General features: G+C 59.2%; 20 protein-coding genes. 11 read left to right on the top strand and 9 right to left on the bottom strand.

Going from position 1 to position 18,984, the window contains the following annotated elements; all coding sequences use genetic code 11:
- Positions 1-9 precede the first annotated feature (9 nt).
- Both mltF and Q0931_RS14725 read left to right on the top strand, forming a co-directional pair.
- A complete protein-coding gene (gene mltF / locus Q0931_RS14730; RefSeq protein WP_299261596.1) occupies positions 10-1,443 on the top strand; it encodes a membrane-bound lytic murein transglycosylase MltF in 1,434 nt (477 codons plus the stop codon).
- Positions 1,440-3,419, top strand: a complete 1,980-nt coding sequence (locus tag Q0931_RS14725) for a sensor domain-containing diguanylate cyclase (RefSeq protein WP_299261594.1) — start codon at positions 1,440-1,442, stop codon at positions 3,417-3,419. Before mltF ends, Q0931_RS14725 begins: the two co-directional genes overlap by 4 nt.
- A gap of 4 nt (positions 3,420-3,423) precedes the next feature.
- On the opposite strand, the gene tadA is transcribed toward Q0931_RS14725, so the two are convergent.
- Together tadA and Q0931_RS14715 are read right to left on the bottom strand one after the other, a co-directional pair.
- Positions 3,424-3,885, bottom strand: coding sequence for a tRNA adenosine(34) deaminase TadA (gene tadA, locus Q0931_RS14720; protein WP_299261592.1), 462 nt, complete (start codon positions 3,883-3,885; stop codon positions 3,424-3,426).
- Between the two features lie 115 nt (positions 3,886-4,000).
- Positions 4,001-5,068, bottom strand: a complete 1,068-nt coding sequence (locus Q0931_RS14715) for an NAD(P)-dependent alcohol dehydrogenase (RefSeq protein ID WP_299261590.1) — start codon at positions 5,066-5,068, stop codon at positions 4,001-4,003.
- 237 nt (positions 5,069-5,305) lie between these two features.
- Between Q0931_RS14715 and Q0931_RS14710 the strand changes: the two genes are divergently transcribed.
- Positions 5,306-6,229, top strand: a complete 924-nt coding sequence (locus tag Q0931_RS14710; RefSeq protein WP_299261588.1) for an AraC family transcriptional regulator — start codon at positions 5,306-5,308, stop codon at positions 6,227-6,229.
- 8 nt (positions 6,230-6,237) lie between these two features.
- On the opposite strand, the gene Q0931_RS14705 is transcribed toward Q0931_RS14710, so the two are convergent.
- Both Q0931_RS14705 and Q0931_RS14700 read right to left on the bottom strand, forming a co-directional pair.
- A complete protein-coding gene (locus Q0931_RS14705) occupies positions 6,238-6,570 on the bottom strand; it encodes a DUF3817 domain-containing protein (RefSeq protein WP_299261586.1) in 333 nt (110 codons plus the stop codon).
- Positions 6,571-6,860: 290 nt separating this feature from the next.
- Entirely contained in the window at positions 6,861-7,259 is a 399-nt protein-coding gene (locus Q0931_RS14700; protein ID WP_299261584.1) for a GNAT family N-acetyltransferase, read from the bottom strand.
- A gap of 443 nt (positions 7,260-7,702) precedes the next feature.
- Here Q0931_RS14700 and Q0931_RS14695 point away from each other — a divergent pair, with 443 nt between their 5' ends.
- A complete protein-coding gene (locus Q0931_RS14695) occupies positions 7,703-8,143 on the top strand; it encodes an EAL domain-containing protein (RefSeq protein ID WP_299261582.1) in 441 nt (146 codons plus the stop codon).
- Here the strand turns inward: Q0931_RS14695 and Q0931_RS14690 are convergent.
- Both Q0931_RS14690 and dbpA read right to left on the bottom strand, forming a co-directional pair.
- Positions 8,133-9,005 carry a PA4780 family RIO1-like protein kinase gene (locus tag Q0931_RS14690; RefSeq protein ID WP_299261579.1) on the bottom strand — a complete coding sequence of 291 codons (873 nt, stop codon included), beginning with the start codon at positions 9,003-9,005 and terminating at the stop codon, positions 8,133-8,135. The two genes, Q0931_RS14695 and Q0931_RS14690, sit on opposite strands and share 11 nt — an antisense overlap.
- Positions 9,006-9,104: 99 nt before the next feature.
- On the bottom strand, positions 9,105-10,511 hold the full coding sequence (gene dbpA, locus Q0931_RS14685) for an ATP-dependent RNA helicase DbpA (RefSeq protein WP_299261578.1): 1,407 nt from the start codon (positions 10,509-10,511) through the stop codon (positions 9,105-9,107).
- A gap of 210 nt (positions 10,512-10,721) precedes the next feature.
- On the opposite strand from dbpA, the gene Q0931_RS14680 reads away from it, so the two are divergent.
- Positions 10,722-11,450, top strand: coding sequence for a YebC/PmpR family DNA-binding transcriptional regulator (locus Q0931_RS14680; RefSeq protein WP_299261576.1), 729 nt, complete (start codon positions 10,722-10,724; stop codon positions 11,448-11,450).
- An 87-nt stretch (positions 11,451-11,537) separates the two neighbouring features.
- On the opposite strand, the gene Q0931_RS14675 is transcribed toward Q0931_RS14680, so the two are convergent.
- Complete coding sequence (locus Q0931_RS14675; protein ID WP_299261573.1) at positions 11,538-12,128, bottom strand: YSC84-related protein; 591 nt, start codon at positions 12,126-12,128, stop codon at positions 11,538-11,540.
- A gap of 344 nt (positions 12,129-12,472) precedes the next feature.
- Positions 12,473-12,973, bottom strand: a complete 501-nt coding sequence (locus Q0931_RS14670; RefSeq protein ID WP_299261571.1) for an N-acetyltransferase — start codon at positions 12,971-12,973, stop codon at positions 12,473-12,475.
- Positions 12,974-13,076: 103 nt separating this feature from the next.
- On the opposite strand from Q0931_RS14670, the gene yejK reads away from it, so the two are divergent.
- Positions 13,077-14,075: a nucleoid-associated protein YejK gene (yejK, locus tag Q0931_RS14665; RefSeq protein WP_299261570.1), complete on the top strand. Its 999-nt coding sequence runs from the start codon at positions 13,077-13,079 to the stop codon at positions 14,073-14,075.
- Here the strand turns inward: yejK and Q0931_RS14660 are convergent.
- Positions 14,072-14,590: a nucleoside deaminase gene (locus Q0931_RS14660; protein WP_299261568.1), complete on the bottom strand. Its 519-nt coding sequence runs from the start codon at positions 14,588-14,590 to the stop codon at positions 14,072-14,074. The genes yejK and Q0931_RS14660 overlap by 4 nt on opposite strands.
- Positions 14,591-14,864: 274 nt before the next feature.
- Between Q0931_RS14660 and Q0931_RS14655 the strand changes: the two genes are divergently transcribed.
- The 5 genes from Q0931_RS14655 to cyoD are packed head-to-tail and all read left to right on the top strand — an operon-like array spanning position 14,865 to position 18,909.
- Entirely contained in the window at positions 14,865-15,800 is a 936-nt protein-coding gene (locus Q0931_RS14655; RefSeq protein ID WP_299261566.1) for a ubiquinol oxidase subunit II, read from the top strand.
- Positions 15,797-17,536 (top strand): cbb3-type cytochrome c oxidase subunit I, encoded by a 1,740-nt coding sequence (locus tag Q0931_RS14650; protein ID WP_299261564.1) that lies wholly within the window; start codon positions 15,797-15,799, stop codon positions 17,534-17,536. Before Q0931_RS14655 ends, Q0931_RS14650 begins: the two co-directional genes overlap by 4 nt.
- On the top strand, positions 17,430-17,903 hold the full coding sequence (locus Q0931_RS14645; RefSeq protein WP_299261677.1) for a hypothetical protein: 474 nt from the start codon (positions 17,430-17,432) through the stop codon (positions 17,901-17,903). Before Q0931_RS14650 ends, Q0931_RS14645 begins: the two co-directional genes overlap by 107 nt.
- Positions 17,900-18,565 (top strand): cytochrome c oxidase subunit 3, encoded by a 666-nt coding sequence (locus tag Q0931_RS14640; RefSeq protein WP_299261562.1) that lies wholly within the window; start codon positions 17,900-17,902, stop codon positions 18,563-18,565. Before Q0931_RS14645 ends, Q0931_RS14640 begins: the two co-directional genes overlap by 4 nt.
- Complete coding sequence (gene cyoD, locus Q0931_RS14635; protein ID WP_299261560.1) at positions 18,562-18,909, top strand: cytochrome o ubiquinol oxidase subunit IV; 348 nt, start codon at positions 18,562-18,564, stop codon at positions 18,907-18,909. The genes Q0931_RS14640 and cyoD overlap by 4 nt, the downstream gene beginning before the upstream one ends.
- Positions 18,910-18,984: the final 75 nt, after the last annotated feature.

Raw genomic sequence — 18,984 nt, 5'->3', positions numbered from 1 at the left:
GGGCTTGCGGTGGCACTTTTGCTGCTGCTGACGCCTGCCCGCGCGATCTCGACGTGGTCTGCTGCGCTGATACCGATGACCTCCACCACCACTCTTTCCAATGTCGAACAGCGCGATTTTCTGGAAATCGCCACGCGCAATACACCGGCTACCTTTTACGAAGGTCGTCAGGGACCGACCGGATTCGAGTTTGAACTCTTTCGCCGCTTTGCCGATGAGCTGGGGGTCAGTCTTGCCGTGGAAGATGATCACCACATCAGTGACGTGCTGGACAATGTTGCCACCGGTCGCACCGATATCGGCGCCGCCGGTCTGGTACTGGATCGACAGCGCCAGGATGTGACCTACTCTCAGCCGATCATGTCCATGCAGCCCATGGTGGCATATCGACGTGGCATGCCGGCCCCCGAAACCATCAAGGATCTGGACGGACTGGACATCGGCACGGTGGCCGGAGCCGGCACCAGCCGGGTTCTGCACGAACTTCAAAAGAGCCACCCGACACTCACCTGGCGGGAAAGCCCCGATCTTGAAACCACGGATCTACTGGCCATGGTGGAAAGTGGCGAACTGGATGCCGCAGTAGTCTATGCTCACGAGTTCAAGTTGAGCCGGCTGTTCTTTCCGGATGTGGCCAGCGCGCTGACGATCGGCGAACCGGTCACCCTGGCATGGGCTTTTCCTGCCCATACTGATCCCTCGCTGGTGGAGCGAGCCAATGAGTTTATCGATCACATGCGACACACCGGTGACCTGGAGCTTCTGACGCAGAAGTATTTTGGCCATGACGATTACCTTGAATATGTCGGCGCACGGCGCTTTATTGCTCAGGCCCAGGCGAACCTGAATCGATGGCTGCCCGACTTCAAACAGGCTGCCGGTGATACCGGGTTTGACTGGAAACTGCTGGCCGCCGTGGGCTATCAGGAATCGCACTGGCAGCCGGATGCCGTCTCTCCCACGGGCGTCAAGGGGCTAATGATGCTGACCCGCGCTACCGCCAGTCACATGGATGTGGACGACCGCGAAGACCCGCAGCAGAGCATTGATGGCGGCGCCCGTTATCTGCGCTATCTGCATGACCGCATTCCCGATGACGTCGCCGAGCCGGACAGGACCTGGATGACGCTGGCGGCCTATAATCTGGGGCTTGGGCATCTGTATGATGCACGACGATTGGCACGCCTTCAGGGCCATGACCCTAATCAGTGGGAGACGATCAAGCAGATGCTGCCACTTCTGCAGGAAAGCAGCTGGTATAACCGGGTGGAACATGGCTTTGCCCGTGGTAACGTGGCTGCGCTTTATGTGCGCAATATCAAACGCTATGAAGAAATCCTGAACTGGGTGGAGCGCAGCCAGCATCAGTTCTCATCGCTTGCCCGTGCCACTGCCAGCAATACCACCACTCCTGTCTTCGAGACCGTGCCACCTGTTCCATGAAAGCCTTTTTCGTCCGCCATGGTGACCTGCTACTGACCCTGCTTGCCCTGCCCTGTCTGGTGGCAGGGTGGTGGCTGACGCCCCCCATGGAGCATCTGCTGCTGGCGATTGTGGGGATGGTCACCCTGTCAAGGCTCGCAATGAACGCCACCCGTCGTTGGCGGCCTCACCTTCTCAGACCCTTTGCGGTCATGATCACCGTTATTACGCTGATACCGCTGTTGGCGCTGCTGGCCTCCTTTTTACTACCGGATACCGTCATGAATTACGCCCAGTGGTCGCTGCTTTTCGATCACTGGCCCGATCAGGTGCCCTTTTACTCGCTGCGCCCATCCATTTTGATCACTCTGGCGCTGCTGCTTTTGCTGCTTCTCCCGCTTTTCTCCTCACGCCCCGGTGAGATTGCGCCCATCGGCCTTGCCATGGCAGGCATGCTGACAGCGATGCATCTCGTCGAGCAGCACTGGTTTATCTCGCTTCATGAAGTGTCCCTGTCAACGCCAACCCTGCTGATCATTGTTTTATTACTGGGCGCCGAGGTCGTGACACAGTGGCCAAAGCGCCGTCTCGGCACCATCGGCATAGCGCTGGCTGCCTCGATGGCCGTTTTACTGGTACTGCTGGTGCTCTGGCACTATCACAACAATCAGAACATTCGAGATGTCAATCAGGTGGCCCGCACGCGCGTCGATACCCTTAGCGAAAGGCTGGGGCAGGAGATCAGCGTCAGCGACCGGGCCATGCAGCGCTTTGCCATCAGCTGGGACACGGCCGGCAGCCCTCCCTCCAGCCGGGCATGGACCCATAGAGCCCGGCGCCTTGTCGAGCATTTTGACTACATGCAGACCATCGCCTATGTCGATCGTCAGGGGCCACGCATCAGGCATGCCTACCCATTGCAGGACAATCAGCCACTGCTGGGTCATCACGTGCTCTCCAACGATAACAACGAGGCGCTGGCCGATGCATTGCGGGGGCAGGCAAGCGCCACCGGCATGGTCAATCTGACCAACGGCGGGCGGGGCGTCATCTTCTACCAGCCCATTCAAGATCTTGATACGTCGGCCATCAACGGCGCAGCCGGTTTTGTGGTCGATCCCGCACGTCTTTTTGCCACGCTTGATGACACTCGGGACAGCCACAACTTTCGCATTCGGGTCATGCAGGATGGCAGCACCCTTTACAGCTCCGACACGCGTGAAGCACTGAGCATGCTGGAACACTGCAATATCCTGCGGCTGGGCCAGAGCAACTTCACGATCTGCGCCGAGGCAAGCTACGCCAGGCTGTTTGACGAGCGCTCAAAACTGCCGGCCATTGTATTGATCACCGGGCTTCTCTTTACCTGGATGATTTATCTGTTGATGTACTTCCACCATCGACTGCGCCGGCGCCACAACGGGGTCAAGGATGCCAACTATCGTCTGCGGGACGAGGTGGAAAAGCGCATTGCCCTGCAGCAGGAAGTGGAGTGGCTGGCACAGCACGATGAACTGACAAGGGTTCCCAATCGGCGCTATTTCAGCCAGTGGGTCGAAAGACTCGATGCCACCCGACCCCGAACGATCATCGTGTTGGATATCGATCACTTCAAGCAGATCAACGATCAGCTGGGTCACCCGACGGGTGACAGCTATCTACAGCGCGTGGCTCATCGGCTGCAGGAGATTGTGACCGCCCATGGCGGTCTGCTGGCCCGCTTTGGCGGCGAAGAGTTCATCGCCTGTCTGCCTGAAATCACGCCTGAAAAGGCCGCCGAGGTTGGCGAGCAACTGCGTCACGGCGTTGAAGCGCTGAAGCTGACAAGACAGGACGGCCAGACACCTGTCACCATCAGTGCCGGGCTGATTACCACTCGCCGCGCCAGTGACACCCTGGCGGATCTGACTCAGTCAGCGGATCAGGCGCTTTATCGTGCCAAGCTTTCAGGACGCAATCGCGTTGAGGTGGCAGGCGCTCTGGATGCCAGAGGCTGACCCCTCAGGTTGAAGCACGCCGGCTGGTGAAAAAGGTTTTCAACAGCCGCCGTGCGGGCGCCGCCAGCACGCCGGAGACGATCTCGACGTCATGATTGTGCCAGGGCTGGGCAAAAAGATTGGCTTTTGACTGTGCCATGCCGGTTCTCGGCTCTGGTGTGCCGTAGACGACCCGCTTGATGCGGGCGTGAATGATGGCGCCGGTACACATCAGACAGGGCTCGACGCTGACATACAGCGTGCAGCCGGTCAGCCGATAGTTGCCGCAGCGCCTGCCGGCATCGCGCAGGGCCTGAACTTCGGCATGCGCTGTGGGATCGTGGCGCCCGACCGGTGCGTTGAACCCCTCACCGATGATCTCGCCTTCAGCGCTGACCACGACCGCTCCGACCGGCACCTCTCCTGCCGCCAGCGCAAGGTGCGCCTGATCCAGCGCCCGGTACATGTAGAACTCGTCGCTGCGCATGGTCACTTTCCTGTCGCCAAATCGGTGCATGATATAAAAAAACCGGCGCCCTGAGGCACCGGTTATCGTGATATCCATCCGTCGATCAGCGATCCGGCTGACAACAAAGCTTTTATCAGGCAGCACTATCGCCCTTGAGAGAGGCCATATCGATTACAAAACGATAGCGGACATCGCCCTTTTGCATGCGATCCCAGGCCTCGTTGATCTGATCAATGTTGATCATCTCGACATCACAGGTGATGCCGTGCTCGGCGCAGAAATCCAGCACTTCCTGGGTTTCAGGCATGCCACCAATGAGCGAGCCGGCCAGTACCTTGCGACGAAACACCAGACCGGCACCGCTGATGGGGGGTTCGATAGGCTCGAGCAGACCGACCAGAATATGCGTACCGTCCGGCTTGAGCGCATTGAGGTACGGATTGATGTCATGCTGGACCGGGACGGTATCGAGCATGAAATCAAAGGTTTCGGTCACGGCGGCCATTTGCGATTCGTCAGTGGAGACCACCACATGATCAGCGCCCTGCCTTTTCGCCTCGGCCACCTTGGATTCGGAGCGGGTGAAAAGCGTTACTTCGGCGCCCATCGCGCTGGCAAGCTTGACGCCCATATGGCCCAGACCGCCCATCCCGATGATGCCAACCTTGTCACCCGGCTTGACGCCATAATGCTTGAGCGGTGAATAGGTCGTGATTCCGGCACACAAAATTGGTGCAGCGGACTTGAGATCAAGACCTTCCGGCATGCGCACTACAAACCGCTCACTGACCACGACCGAATCGGAATAGCCGCCCTGGGTCAGGGTGTTGTCATGACGGTCGGGGCTGCCATAGGTCATGGTAAACCCTTCGGCGCAGTACTGTTCCAGACCACTGTTGCAGGAACTGCACTGGCGACAGGAGTCCACCATGCAGCCCACGCCCACGACGTCACCTGCCTTGAAGGTCGTGACATCATTGCCCACGGCGGTAACACGGCCAACGATTTCATGACCCGGAACGACCGGATAGGTGGCCATGCCCCAGTCATCACGGGCAAAGTGCAGATCACTGTGGCAGACGCCACAGTAAAGAATCTCGATGGAAACATCGTCAGCGCGCAGCGTACGGCGCTCAAAATTCCAGAGGGCAAGTGGGGTTTCAGCGCTATGGGCGGCATAGCCCCTGGCGGGTGTCGACATGAATACTTCTCCTGCGCATGACGCATCAAAACCGAATACCCACTTTGAGCGGGTATTTTCAAGTCTCATCAGTCTGGCGGCAAAAGCGCTTTTACACCATACACGGCCCTGCTGCGTGCTTGCCTATTCCTGCAGCCTCTAGTATTACAGGATATCATAAACGCATTTTTTCATGCACAATCCTGCAACTGCCTGCGCCAGCTGCAGATATTGCCACGAATCACGGATCTCTACGTCATGTCTGATGCCCTGCCTGATATTTCACACGACCCCGCGTCTGACACCCTCCAGCAGCGCATGTGCGATTTGATCACCCCCCTGATCGACCAGGATGGTTATATTCCCACTGAGCTGGAGGGGGTGCGGCTCATGGCACTTCACGGCAGCCACCCACGTACGCCGCTGGTCTACGAGCCGGGGGTGATTATCATCGCCCAGGGTGAAAAGACAGGCTATCTGGGAGAACGCACGATTCACTATGGCGCCGGACACTATCTGGTACAGGCCATGCCGGTTCCTTTTGAATGCGAAACCCGCGCCACGCCTCAGACGCCTCTGCTGGGGGTGTTTATCAGCATCGACATGATCATGCTCGGTGAACTGACCCAGGTTGTACCGACAGCCTCGGACAATGTCTCACAGCCCGAGCCCATGGCGGCCGTGACACTGACCTCCTCAATGGGCCATGGCGTGGTGCATCTGCTGGAATGTCTGCACGACGAGATCATGTGCCGCGCGCTGGGTCGACAACGTGTTCGTGAAGTGCTGTTCGAGGCGCTCAGAGGCCCACAAGGGGAATCGCTGCGCCAGCTTTTACAGCAGCAAACCCGGTATGGTCGCATTGGGCGCGCACTCGAGACCCTGCATCGCGACTACGCGCACCCGCTATCTGTCGAGACCCTGGCCGAAAAGGTCAACATGAGCCCTTCGGCCTTTCATCATCACTTCAAGCGATTTACGCGCCTGTCCCCACTGCAGTATCAAAAGCGCATTCGGCTTTTAAGGGCTCGCGCCATGATTGCGGCCAGAACCCACAATGTCAGCAGTGCCGCCAGTGCCGTGGGCTATCAGAGCGCCTCGCAGTTCAGTCGGGAATACAAGCGCTACTTTGGCAACCAGCCGGTAGGTGATCAGCGCCTGGAGCCTCGACAGGCCGGGTGACCGGCCGTCTACTCGCTGGTCATTCCCACCAGATCTGCTTCCTTGCGCCGCATGAAGGGGGCATTGATGAAGGCACCGAAAGGAATAAAGGCTGCCAGAATCATGCGCGCGATATCCAGCCCGCTCCAGCCACCCATGGAGACCACTCGAAACACCACCGACAGATAGAGCAAAAAGGCCACGCCATGGATGGGCCCCATGATGGAAACGGCCAGCGGCATGTCTGCCACATGCTTGAGTGGTACGGCTACCACAAGCAGCAACAATAGTGTCGTGCCCTCAAGAATCGACACCAGTCTCAGGCGTTTCATTCGGGTATGGATCAGCTCGGGTGTATTCAATGGAGACTCTCTTGAATCGGTGCGCGTTGAGAAGGGTCATGCCAATACTGTAATGAACGGACCCCGCGTTGTGCTACCCGCCGCCCACAGGGCGCGTAGAAAAGCCCCGGCCATCGCCGTGATGACCGCTTTTAAATCCGTCAATCAATTCACTCGCGGACCAGACCATAAACGGCATGATCATGAATCACACCGTTGACGCTCTCGGCGCGCGTGATGACGCCCTCGAGCGTGGCACCCAGACGCTCGCAGACCGCCCGGCTTCGGGTGTTACCGGTCGCCGCCGAGATCTACACCTTATGCAGATCGTAATGCTCAAATGCCAGCTGCGTCATGGCCTGACAGGCAAGCGTCATCAGCCCACGGCCCTGCCAGCGCTCTCCCAGCCAGTAGCCCAGACTGGCCCGACCGGTGGCCGGCATGATGTCGTTGAAACTCACCAGACCGATCAGTCGCGAGCGACCCTGGTGGTCGTGAAGCCCGCAGATCAGACGCTTTCCTTCCGCGTGATCATGCAGCGTCTGACGAATGAATGCAGCACTATCTGCTGGTGATGCCGTGTGGGCGACCCAGCCAAGCCATGGGCTCAGATGGCCGCGATTGTCATCCACCAGCCGAAAAAGCTCCGGTGCCATGCGGGGATGAAGCAGCGAAAGAGACAGCGTCTCATTGATCGAATGAAAGAACATGTTCAACCCTGTGAGGGGAATTCGTGTGAGCAGCGTCACGCTGCCTCTCCCGACATGCACAACATCGACTAATGCCACTCCGGCCATTATTTCGACAACGCCGGCAGCCTTTAATCAATCTACTCAGGCATGATCTGCGCCAGATGGACATAGTCCTGATCAGAATGGTGCCCGCCCGGCGGTTTGGTCGTTTTGCCTTTCATTTCGGGCTGCAGGCAACAACTGTCGGGCTTTCTTCACTGTTCATCTTCTGTGCTGCTCGCCTGCTGCAGCCTCATCGCGCTCTTTACCCTTGATGCTCAAACCGCATTCCATTCATGACCTGACCGGTTTTCAGAGGATGAAAAACCCATGGCCCATGCCCTGGCGGCGCATGTCTCTTGTCAAGGATACTGAAAGATTCTGGCAGGAAATACCCATTCTCATGAAACACAGGCGGGTTTGTGGCGTTCTTTCAGCCTATCGTCTCGCGCGACCACCCTATCGTGGGCACTGAGGCGCTGCTGCGCTGGCTGGCGCCCGATGCGCCAGGGCCCGCCGAATTCATTCCCTATATGGAGGAGCAGGGACTGATTCGTGAGGTGGGCCGGCAGATACTGCATGACATCATTCATACCGCCGCACGGTGGCGCCAGGCACACGACCGCTTTGAAAGTATCTCAGTCAATGTCTCACCCGTTCAGCTACGGGAAGAAGCCTTCGTTAGCCATGTCACTCATGCGCTGGAGGCAAGCGGTCTGCCGGCAGGCTGTCTGATTCTGGCAATTACGGAAAGTCTTTACATCCAGGCCGAGTTCAGCCGCCCCGTGAGCGAGGAGGCCATGACGACGCTGCTGCACTCAAGCGCGCCGCCGTCACGGTGGCAGCAGTCCCCTACTGGCTGATGTCCCGGTCTTCTTCATCCTGCTCCTGCTCGCGACGCTGGCGCTCCTGCTCTTCTTCGCGCACGTCCTCGATCACTTCCAGCAGGTCGCTGACGTCCACGCTGGCACTGTCGCGATCGAAGGTGCCGGTCAGCGGATAATCCGGGTAAAGCTCGCCGGCTTCATAGAGTGACCAGATTTCCAGACCGTAGTCGGTGTTCAAAAGCGACGGCGCATAGCGCCCGAAGCTGCGACGCATGTTGTCGACATCACGCAGCAGCATGCGCGAGGCATTGTTGTTGCCGGCCGCATCCACGGCCTGCGGCAGATCGATGATCACCGGCCCTTCACGCCCAACCAGCACGTTGAACTCCGACAGGTCCCCATGAACCAGCCCGGCACACAGCATGCGCGCCACATCAACCACGATGCGGTGGTGATACTCAATGGCCTGTTCTTCGCTCAGCTTGACGTCATCAAGGCGCGGCGCCGGATCTCCCTCGCCATCAACGATCATCTCCATGAGCAGCACGCCATCGACAAAGCCATGCGGCTCCGGCACCCGCACACCGGCATCCGAAAGACGGTACAGGGCATCCACCTCGGCATTGAGCCAGGCCGACTCCTGCTCGCGCTGGCCATAGCGGGTTTTCTTGGACATGGCGCGGGCCCGGCGGCTGTTACGGACCTGGCGTCCTTCCTGGTACTGCACGGCCTGCTTGAAACTGCGCTGGCTGGCCTCCTTGAATATCTTGGCGCAGCGCAGCTCACTGCCACAGCGCACTACGTAGACCTGGGCTTCCTTGCCACTTTGCAACTGGAACACGATGTCATCGATCAGCCCATCATCTACCAGCGGCTGTAATCGTTTGGGAATTTTCATGCGACCTCTTTGTTCACTCCTGTCATGACAAGTCTGGCACAACGTCATGATGACCGTATTGGTACACCACGTACATGATCCGTACCTGATATCGGGTTATCAGCGCGATATCCGGCGAGCTCGGAAGCTGCGCCCCTTGAGACGCCCGTTGTTCAAATGAGACAGCGCGGCATCTGCCACATCGCGGTGCACGGCCACCCAGGCACTACGCTCCAGCACCTTGATTTTGCCGACCTGGGCGGCATCAATCCCGGCTTCACCGGTCAGCGCACCCACGATATCGCCCGGGCGGATCTTTTGTTTCTTGCCGGCATCAATCATCAGCGTCGCCATCATGGGTCTGAAGGGCGTACGTGACAGCACGCTCGATTCCGGCAAGGGTTCAAGCGTGATGCTGCCCCCCTGCTGCGCTTCATAAAGCGATAGCCGCGCACGCTCGCGCTCACTGACCAGGCTATGGGCCGCGCCCTGCCCGCCGGCCCGGCCGGTACGTCCGATCCGATGGACATGCGTTTCCATGTCATGGGCCAGCTGATAGTTGAACACTGCATCCAGCGCCTCGATATCCAGCCCGCGTGCGGCCACATCGGTGGCCACCAGCACCGAAATGCTGCCGTTGGCCAGCAGGATCAGGGTGCGGTCGCGGTCACGCTGCTCCATGTCACCATGAAGCGCTGCAGCATCGAAGCCATGATCGTTGAGCGCATCGCTTACAGCCTGAACCTCACGCCGGGTATTGCAAAACACCACGCTCGAGGTCGGGCGATACTTGAGCAGCAGGCGCCTTAACGCTTCAAGGCGCGCGGCGTCATCCTCGACGGCGTAAAAGTGCTGATGGATGCTCTGCTCATCGTGATCGGTATCCACCTCGATGGTGACGGGATTCTTCATGACCCTGCCGGCGACCGGGGCCAGTGCCTCACTCCAGGTCGCGCTGAACAGCAGCGTCTGACGGTGTTGCGGCGTCACCTCGATGATGGCATCCAGCGCCTCCTGAAAGCCCATGTCGAGCATGCGATCGGCCTCGTCCAGCACCAGCACATTCAGGGCTTCAAGGCTCAGCGAGCCGCGCTTCAGATGGTCCTCGACCCGACCGGGCGTACCCACGATGATGTGCGCGCCGTGGAACAGTGATTCGCGTTGCGGCCCGATCGGCACGCCGCCGCACAGGGTCAGCACCTTGACGTTGTGACAGCCGCGGGCCAGACGCCGGATCTCTTCACCGACCTGGTCGGCCAGTTCACGCGTCGGACACAGCACCAGGGTCTGCACGCAAAAACGTTTCACATCCAGACGCGCCAACAGGCCAAGCCCGAACGCCGCTGTCTTGCCGGACCCGGTCCGCCCGCGACCGATCACGTCACGCCCGGCCAGCATCAGCGGCAGGCTCTCGGCCTGAATCGGCGTCATGGTGTGATAGCCCAGCGTTGCCAGATTCTCCGAAAGCGCTGGCGGCAGGGCCAGCGAAGTAAAATCGGTCGCAGCGCCTGGAACATCGTTCGACATGAAGACAAATCCTTGTAGGCTGTAAAGAAGGGGCTGCCCGTCATGCCAGGCAATGGGTACAGGGCGCGCAGCATAACAGAGCCGATGCGCAATATCCGTGAGACGCTCACTTTCAGGGGTCAACACGGACCGTTTCAAATAACGCTATTCGCTCCCCGCGGGGTTAAAGTAAAATCGCCACATAATGGTAATCAAGGAACGGAATTCGATATGGGCAGGGCTTTCCAGAACCGCAAGGAATCCATGGCCAAAACGGCCGACGCCAAGACCAAGGTCTACAGCAAGTATGGACGCGAAATCTACGTCTGCGCCAAGTCGGGCGGCACGGACCCCTCGGGCAACCTGACACTGCGTGGCCTGATCGAGCGGGCCAAGAAGGATCAGGTACCGTCACACGTCATCGACAAGGCGCTCGACAAGGCCAGCGGCGCTGGCGGTGAAGACTTCTCCCCGGCGCGCTACGAGGGTTTTGGCCCCGGCAACTGCATGGTGATCGTCGACTGTCTGACCGATAACCCCAACCGTACCTTCGGTGACGTGCGCGGCTGCTTCACCAAGACGAAGTCCAAGATCGGCACCCCCGGCAGCGTCAGTCACATGTTCGATCACAGCGCCATTTTCGTCTTCAGGGGCGAGGATGAAGACGCCGTGCTTGAAGCGCTGATGGAAGCCGATGTCGATGTGACCGACATCGAAAACGAGGACGGCAGGCTCACGGTCTTTGCCCCACATACCGAGTATGCAAAGGCCAAGCAGGCCCTGCTGGACGCCTTCGGCGAGATGGAGTTCGACACCGACGAAATTCAGTTCGTGCCCCAGACCACCACCCCGGTCGAAGGTGACGACGTTGCCCAGCTCGAGAAGTTTCTGGGCATGCTCAACGATCTGGACGACGTGCAAAACGTCTTCCATAACGCCGAGTTTCCCGAAAACGCCTGACCCCTGAACGCGCATGAAAAAACCCGCCGTATGGCGGGTTTTTTCATGATCAAATGACAGGCGAAAACTCGCCCTTGATGCCTGAGCCTAACGACCTACCTTGGAAATCTTCGCGCCTTCCAGCGACACCCCGCCCTGTATGCCCTGATTGTTCATGACAAAGGCGACCACTTCCTGATTGGCGGTATTGTTGGTGATCTGACCATTGGCACCGACATCGGCCACGGCGACCCCGGCATTGGCACCGATCGACCAGCCATTGTCGCTGCGTACGCGGTTAAGCGCCTGGTCACTCATCAGCAGATAGACCACGGCCTGGGACTGGGCGCCGGCCTGAAAACCGACCGAGCCGCTGGTCGTGGTGTAGTAGCCGGCATCCGCACCATCGATCAGCAGTTGACCTTCGCCATGGCTGGCTCCGAACACGAAACTTGCCCCGAGCACCCCCGGGAAGACCAGCACGCCCTTCGCCTGCTGCACCAGACTGCGGGCCTGAGGTGCCGTACGATAAAGACGATCAAGGGTGTCCTGTACGCTCTGATCCAGCTCTGCGCGCTGCGCCATTGGGCTCTGACGATCGGACGGACTGGTGGTGGTACAGGCTGACAGCGTTGTGGCGCCCAGTACAGCGGCAAGCATCAGGGCACCGGTGCGGTTAAAGCGTGAAAAACGTGGCATGAAGTGACCTCCTTCCATGGAAAAACACCGTCTGAAAACCTTACGGTGGCATTAAAAATGTAGCGCTACCGTTGAGTTATAGACCAGAAACCGAATGTCAGCCGGTGTTCTGCAAAATGCTCGCCCAAATGTGCCCTTTTCTTTCGACCAGACCTGTCATGAAACGGTCACGATCTCACTGCAGTCTGAGTCAGGACTTATTACATGCTTTGGGATCGGGAGCCTCACCACCATGATATTGACTGACAAATGCCTTGCGATAGCGATTGCTACCCTGCTGACCTATGGCATGCTCCTGGCGGGCACGCTTCAGCCTTCCAGTCCCCACGAGGGTCATGCCACGCTCATGCATCCGCAGGTGCAGGGCGATACGGCCATGGGTGACCATGCAGGCGTTTCATCCTGAGCACTCTGACCGCTACCCCTTGATAGAACCCATCGCGCTGACCCGCATGCTGAAAGCTCAGGGACTCATAAAGTCTGATGGCCGGCGCGTTGGAGGCCACCACATCAAGCGTGACCGCTTTCCCCATTTGGGCCAGTGCCGCGGCCATTAATGTCTGTCCGATGCCCCTGCCACGTGCTTTCGGATCCACCAGCAGCCCCATGATGCGAGACGTCTGCCAGTAGATCGCCCCGGCAAGACCTTCTTCAGCCTCTGCCACCAGCGCCTCGGATTCACTAAACGCCTTTAGGCGTGTCTCGTCCAAAGGTAACGGTATAACCGGGAAGCGTGCGGGAAAGCCCGGTTCAAAGCGAAACTCATCGCCCTTGCCGCGCTGGTACAGGGTTGCCAGAGCGTCGAAATCCTTACGGCAGTAATCACGTATATCAGGCGTCATCATGCGGTGATCATGGCGCCTCTCGGCACCGGGCTCAAGCCATGGCCCTGCCCCTGAAGTGTCTGGCACGTTATTATCGCGCCACATTTTCTGCCGGATGACTGTCATGCCGATTGTTCAAAGCATCGTCCATTATCTCGACAAGTCCGCTGATGACCAGAGCACCACCCTGAACCCGACGCCGACACCCATGTCCGGCTCGGAGGCGATGGATGCGCTGCTCAACCAGTTTAATGCCACCTTCAACGGCAAGACCAAGGGCTGGGGCCATTTCAACGGCGCCGACGACTCAGGGGTATTTGCCCATGCCCTGGGAGAGTACCTGGCCGGCAATCTGGATTTTGTCGCCTTTACCCAGCAAGGCGCCGAGCGCTTTCGCACGCTGGTCGATGAGCACCTCCCTACCGGGGGGCCGCTGCTGTTTGTTCACGCCAGACAGGGCGAAGCCGAGTTTCTGACCGTGGCGCTGCTGCACTATCGGGAAGGCTTCACGCTCGATGAACAGGGCAATGTCACGACGGGCCGCCAGCTCAATCTGAACCAGATGACACTGGCCGTACGCATTGACCTGACCCAGTGGCAGGCCGGCCAGTCAAAACAATATATTGCCTTTACCCGCGACCGCGGCGGCAAAAAGCTCAGCGAGGATTTTCAGGCGTTTCTGGGCTGCACCGAGGGCGTGGACGCCACCAGCGAAACCCGCACCCTGCTCAAGGCCTTCAGCGACTATGTCGAAAGCGAATCGATGGATGAATCGCAGAGTCGTGAAAAAACCGACGCCGTGATTGACTACGCCAGCGATCAGTCAAAGCGGGGCGAATCGATTACGCTGGAGGAGTTCTCGAGTCTGGTGAATGACGAACGGCCGGACGCCTTTTATGACTATATCCGCAACAAGGATTATGGCCTCTCTCCCGAGATCCCGCCGGACAAGCGCACCCTGCAGCAGTTTCGCCGTTTTACCGGACGCGCCGGCGGCATGTCGATCAGCTTTGACTCGCACCTGCTCGGCGACAGCATCGAGTACAACGAGGCTCAGGACCGGCTGATTATCAAAAAGGTGCCTGACAAGCTGAAAGCGCAGCTGCTCGACAAACGCAGTTAACGCTCGAACGATCCGGTAATCGGCAGCACCTTTTTGCCGTTCACTCGATGGCGCTTTTCATGCAATTCCCTTACGGCGCCCACCAGCGCCGTCACCGGCCCTTCTACCGCCACCCCGGGCGCAACCTCCTGAATGGACAGCATGCGTACCGGGGGCGCCGGGGCATTGAACTGCACCAGCCACTCGCTCAACTGCTCTGATGAGCTGATAAAGACGATGCGCCCCAGCCCCGCCCAGGCATGGGCCGCGGCACACATCGGGCAGTGCTCGCCCGAGGTATAGACCGTGGCCTGCGCTCGAGCCTCAAGGGTCATGTTGGCCGCCGCCCAGCGCGCCAGTACCAGCTCCGGATGCTCGGTAGCATCCCTTGTGACCACGCGATTGCGCGCCTCACACAACACCCGGCCGCTGCCATCCACCAGCACACTGCCAAAGGGATCATCACCGGCCTCAAGGGCCTCGCGCGCCAGCGTTACACAGCGCTTTAGATGCGCGCAGGCCTCTTCATTGATCATTGAATCCACTTCCTTACCTGAGGTTGAGACTTGTCGAGCGGGATCGAAAAACGCCCGATCGTAACTTTCAGCAATGATTAAGTGACAATGTCTGTCTATAGTGATGCCCCGGACACACGCGTCATCAGGCGACACCAAGCTATCTCGCATCAGGGATCGAGGAGATATGTCCGTGACAGGACAAGGAAAACATTCGTTACAACGAAACAGGCTGTACCCACTGTTCGCCTCGCTGATATTGCTGTCAGGCTGCCGCGCGGACATGCCCGGCTTCATGAATCCACAGGGACCGATTGCCCAGGCACAGCGTCACCATTTCTGGGTCATCATCGCGCTGGTCATGATCGTGGTGATCCCGGTCATCATACAAACGCCGCTGATCCTGTGGCGCTATCGCTACCGCGGTCACGCCGTTTATCGTCCCAAATGGGACATGTCGCGCTGGCTGGACATCATCATGTGGGCGGTGCCGATACTCATCGTCGCCATTCTGGGCGTCTATATCTGGCGCCAGACCCACGAACTTGACCCCTATCGCCCGATTGCCGGTGACCAGCCACCGCTTGAGGTACAGGTGGTGGGCTATGACTGGAAATGGCTTTTTATCTACCCCGAGCAGGGGATCGCCACCCTGGGCCAGCTGGTCGTGCCGGTGGATCGCCCGATCTCCTTTGAGCTGACCTCGGCCACGGTGCTGCAGTCATTTTTTATCCCCGCGCTGGGCAGCCAGATTGATGTCATGAACCGCATGGTGACACGCCTGCATCTCGAGGCGGACCATCCCGGACGTTTTGAAGGCAAGAACATGCAGTACAACGGCGAGGGATTTCATCGCCAGCGCTTTGTCACCCGCGCGGTGGATGATGACGCTTTCAACGACTTTGTCCAGCGCACGCGCGAGCAGGGCCAGCCACTGGACCGGGACGCCTACGCGATCATCGCGCAAAAGGGTGACAATCGTGATGTGGCCCGCGAGCTTGGGCTGAATACGGATGACACCGACGCCGTCATTCGCTTCTCGACGGTGCCGGACGGCCTTTTCCATACCATCATGGCGGGCTCGCCCATCGACTGGTCTGCCATGACGATCACGCCGCCCCAGCAGGGTACCACGCGCACCAGCGTCATCGGGGGACCATCGGATAACGACACTGCCCCTTCCTCCGATCACCCATCGTCTTCCCATGACCGCAAGGAGGCGCAGCCGTGAGTGATGCAATGAGTTCGATATTCGGCCGGCTCGGCTGGGACGCGCTGCCTTTCTGGAGCATGCTGCACGACCACTCCCCCATGACCCTCATCAATGGCGTGATTGCCACCGGTGCGGCCGGCATGGTGGTGCTGGGAGCGCTTGCCGCCATCGTGCTGGTGAGCTGGCTGGGCAAATGGAAGTACCTGTGGTCGGAGTGGCTGACCAGCCCGGATCATAAAAAGATCGGCATCATGTTCATCGTGATTGCGCTGGTCATGCTGGCACGCGCCATTATCGAGGCCGTGTTCATGCGCGCCCAGCAGGCGGTGGGACTCGACGGCGGCTTTCTGACCGCCGAGCATTTCGGGGAGCTTTTCACCACCCACGGCACCATCATGGTCTTTTTCATGGCCATGCCGTTTCTGACCGGCATCATCAACTACGTGATGCCCCTGCAGATCGGCGCACGGGACCTCTCCTTTCCGGTCCTGAATCAGGTGAGTCTGGGGCTGACGGCCGCCGGCGCCGCACTGGTGATGATCTCGCTGGTGCTGGCACCGTTCTCCACCGGCGGGTGGACCGGTTACCCACCGTTTACGGAACTTTCCTATAACCCGGGCGCCGGGGTGGATTACTGGATATGGGCAGTGACGCTCTCCACGCTGTCCTCGACGCTGACCGGCATCAATTTCGCCGTCACCATCTTCAAGAAGCGCGCGCCGGGCATGAAGCTCTTTCGCATGCCGCTGTTTACCTGGACGGCGCTGTGCACCGCGATTCTGATGATTTTCGGCATGCCGCCGCTGACCGTGGCCACCGGTCTGCTGGCGCTGGACCGCTATCTGGACTTTCACATGTTCACCACCGATCTGGGTGGCAACATGATGAACTACGTCAATCTCTTCTGGGCCTTTGGCCATCCCGAGGTCTACATCCTGATCCTGCCGCCCTTTGGCATCTTTTCCGAGGTCTTTGCGACCTTCTCGGGCAAACGCATCTACGGCTACAAAATCCTGGTGATTGCCACCATGTGCATTGCCGTGCTGTCGTTTACCGTCTGGCTGCATCACTTTTTCACCATGGGGCAGAGCGCGCACATCAATGCCGCCTTCGGCATCGCCACCATGCTGATCGGCATCCCCACGGGCGTTAAGGTCTATGACTGGATGCTGACCATGTATCGCGGACGCATCCGGCTCTCGGTCCCCATGGTCTATGCCATCGGCTTTATCATGCTGTTCGTGCTGGGCGGCATGACCGGCATTATTCTCGCCACGCCCAGCGTGGATTATCAGATCCACAATTCCCTGTTTCTGGTCGCGCATTTTCACAACATGCTGATCCCCGGCCTTCTGTTCGGCATGCTCAGTGCTACCAACTTCTGGTTCCCCAAGGCGTTCGGATTTCGTCTTGAAGAGCGCTGGGGTTATCGGGCCGCCTTTTGTTGGATCATCGGCTTCATGCTGGCCTTTTTCCCGCTTTATGTGCTGGGACTGATGGGCATGCCGCGCCGCTCGGTGGCGTATTTTGAACCCCAATACCTGCCCTGGACCATCATGGCCGGCATCGGCGCACTGGTGATCCTGTGTGCCCTGCTGTGTCTTTTGCTTCAGCTGTGGGTGAGCATTCGCGACCGTCACGCCAACAATGTCTTTGTTGGCGACCCCCTGGGATGGCCGGACGCTGGAATGGTCGGTCTCCTCACCGCCGCCGGAATACAACTTCCCGGTGCTGCCCGAGATCTACAGCATTGATGCCTTCATGACCGAGAAGGACCGCGGTCAGGGCTGGCAGGCACCGGACCGATATGAGGATATCGAAATGCCGGCCAATAGCGCGCTGGGCGTGGTGATCGCCATCACCGGTCTTGCCATGGCCTTCGGTCTGGTCTGGTACATGTGGTGGCTGGTCATCGCCGCGGGGCTGGTCACCCTGGTCGCCATCATCGCGCGCGGCTTCGTACGCCAGACGACCCGCACCATTTCGGCTTCCGAGGTGCAGCGCACCCACGAGCACTGGCTGGAGCAGGTCAGGCGGACCACGCCGATCAATCGCTCGCAGGAGCAAACCACCGCCAATCACGGTCTACCCGTGCCACCGATTGAGGGCGCCGTGCAATGAGCCAAAACAACGTCATTCCTATCGAGCACAACGCTACCCAGGACGCGCAAAAGACGCGCCATCCCGGCCTCAATCTGGGGCCGGCCCACGCCCACGAAGAGGACACCCGCGAGGAGATGGTGTTCGGCTTCTGGGTGTTCATGATGAGCGATCTGATCATCTTCGGGCTGCTGTTTGCCACCTACGTCACCATGCTGGGCGGCACCGCCGGCGGCCCGGGGCCATCAGAGCTTTTCGAGATGAAAAGCGCCTTTATCGAAACCATGCTGCTGCTGGCCAGCAGTTTTACCTTCGGCATGGCATCACTGGCGCTCAAGTACCGCGAAGACAGGACCCGGCTGGTCTTCTGGCTGGTGGTCACCCTGCTGCTGGGCGTGGCCTTTCTGTTTTTCGAGCTGAAAGACTTCCATACCATGTTCGACAATGGCGGCGTGCCCTCGCGCAGCGGGTATCTGTCGGCGTTTTTCTCGCTGGTGCCGCTGCATGGCCTGCACGTCACCGGCGCCTGCATCTGGCTGGTGGCCCTGCTGGGTCAGCTTGCCGTGTACGGTCTGGATGCCCCGGTCAAGACCGGCATTCTGCGTCTGGCGATCCTGTGGCATTTTCTGGATATCGTCTGGATTGGCATCTTTTCACTGGTCTATCTGGGAGGGCTGTCATGAGCGCACGCCGACTCAATGAACACGAGGCCCGCGAGTGCAAAACCGAGCAGCGCAGCTATGTATGGGGGTTTGCGCTGGCACTGGTGTTGACGCTGATCCCCTTTGCTCTGGTCGCCTTTGCCGATATCGAGCGCCTGACGCTGTGGGTCACGATCGGCGCCTGCGCCCTGCTTCAGGTGGTCGTGCATCTGCGCTTTTTCATGCACATCACACTGGACAAGAACAAGCGCGAGGATCTGTTGCTGATCCTGTTTACCGTGCTGATTCTGGTCATACTGTGCGGCGGCACGCTGTGGATCCTGTTTGATCTTTACCAGCGCATGCTGCCCAACATGATGCCCTGATGCGCCTGTATCGGTCCCCAAAACAGCGCGCGCCCGGTCGTGACCGGGCGCGCGTTTTTTGAAAGGCACTCCTTC

Origin of the sequence: uncultured Kushneria sp. (genome assembly GCF_947497025.1) — a bacterium.
In the GTDB taxonomy this organism is placed as follows: domain Bacteria; phylum Pseudomonadota; class Gammaproteobacteria; order Pseudomonadales; family Halomonadaceae; genus Kushneria.
The sequence above is the reverse complement of the archived record's forward strand: the minus strand, read 5'-3'. Positions and strand labels throughout refer to the sequence as shown.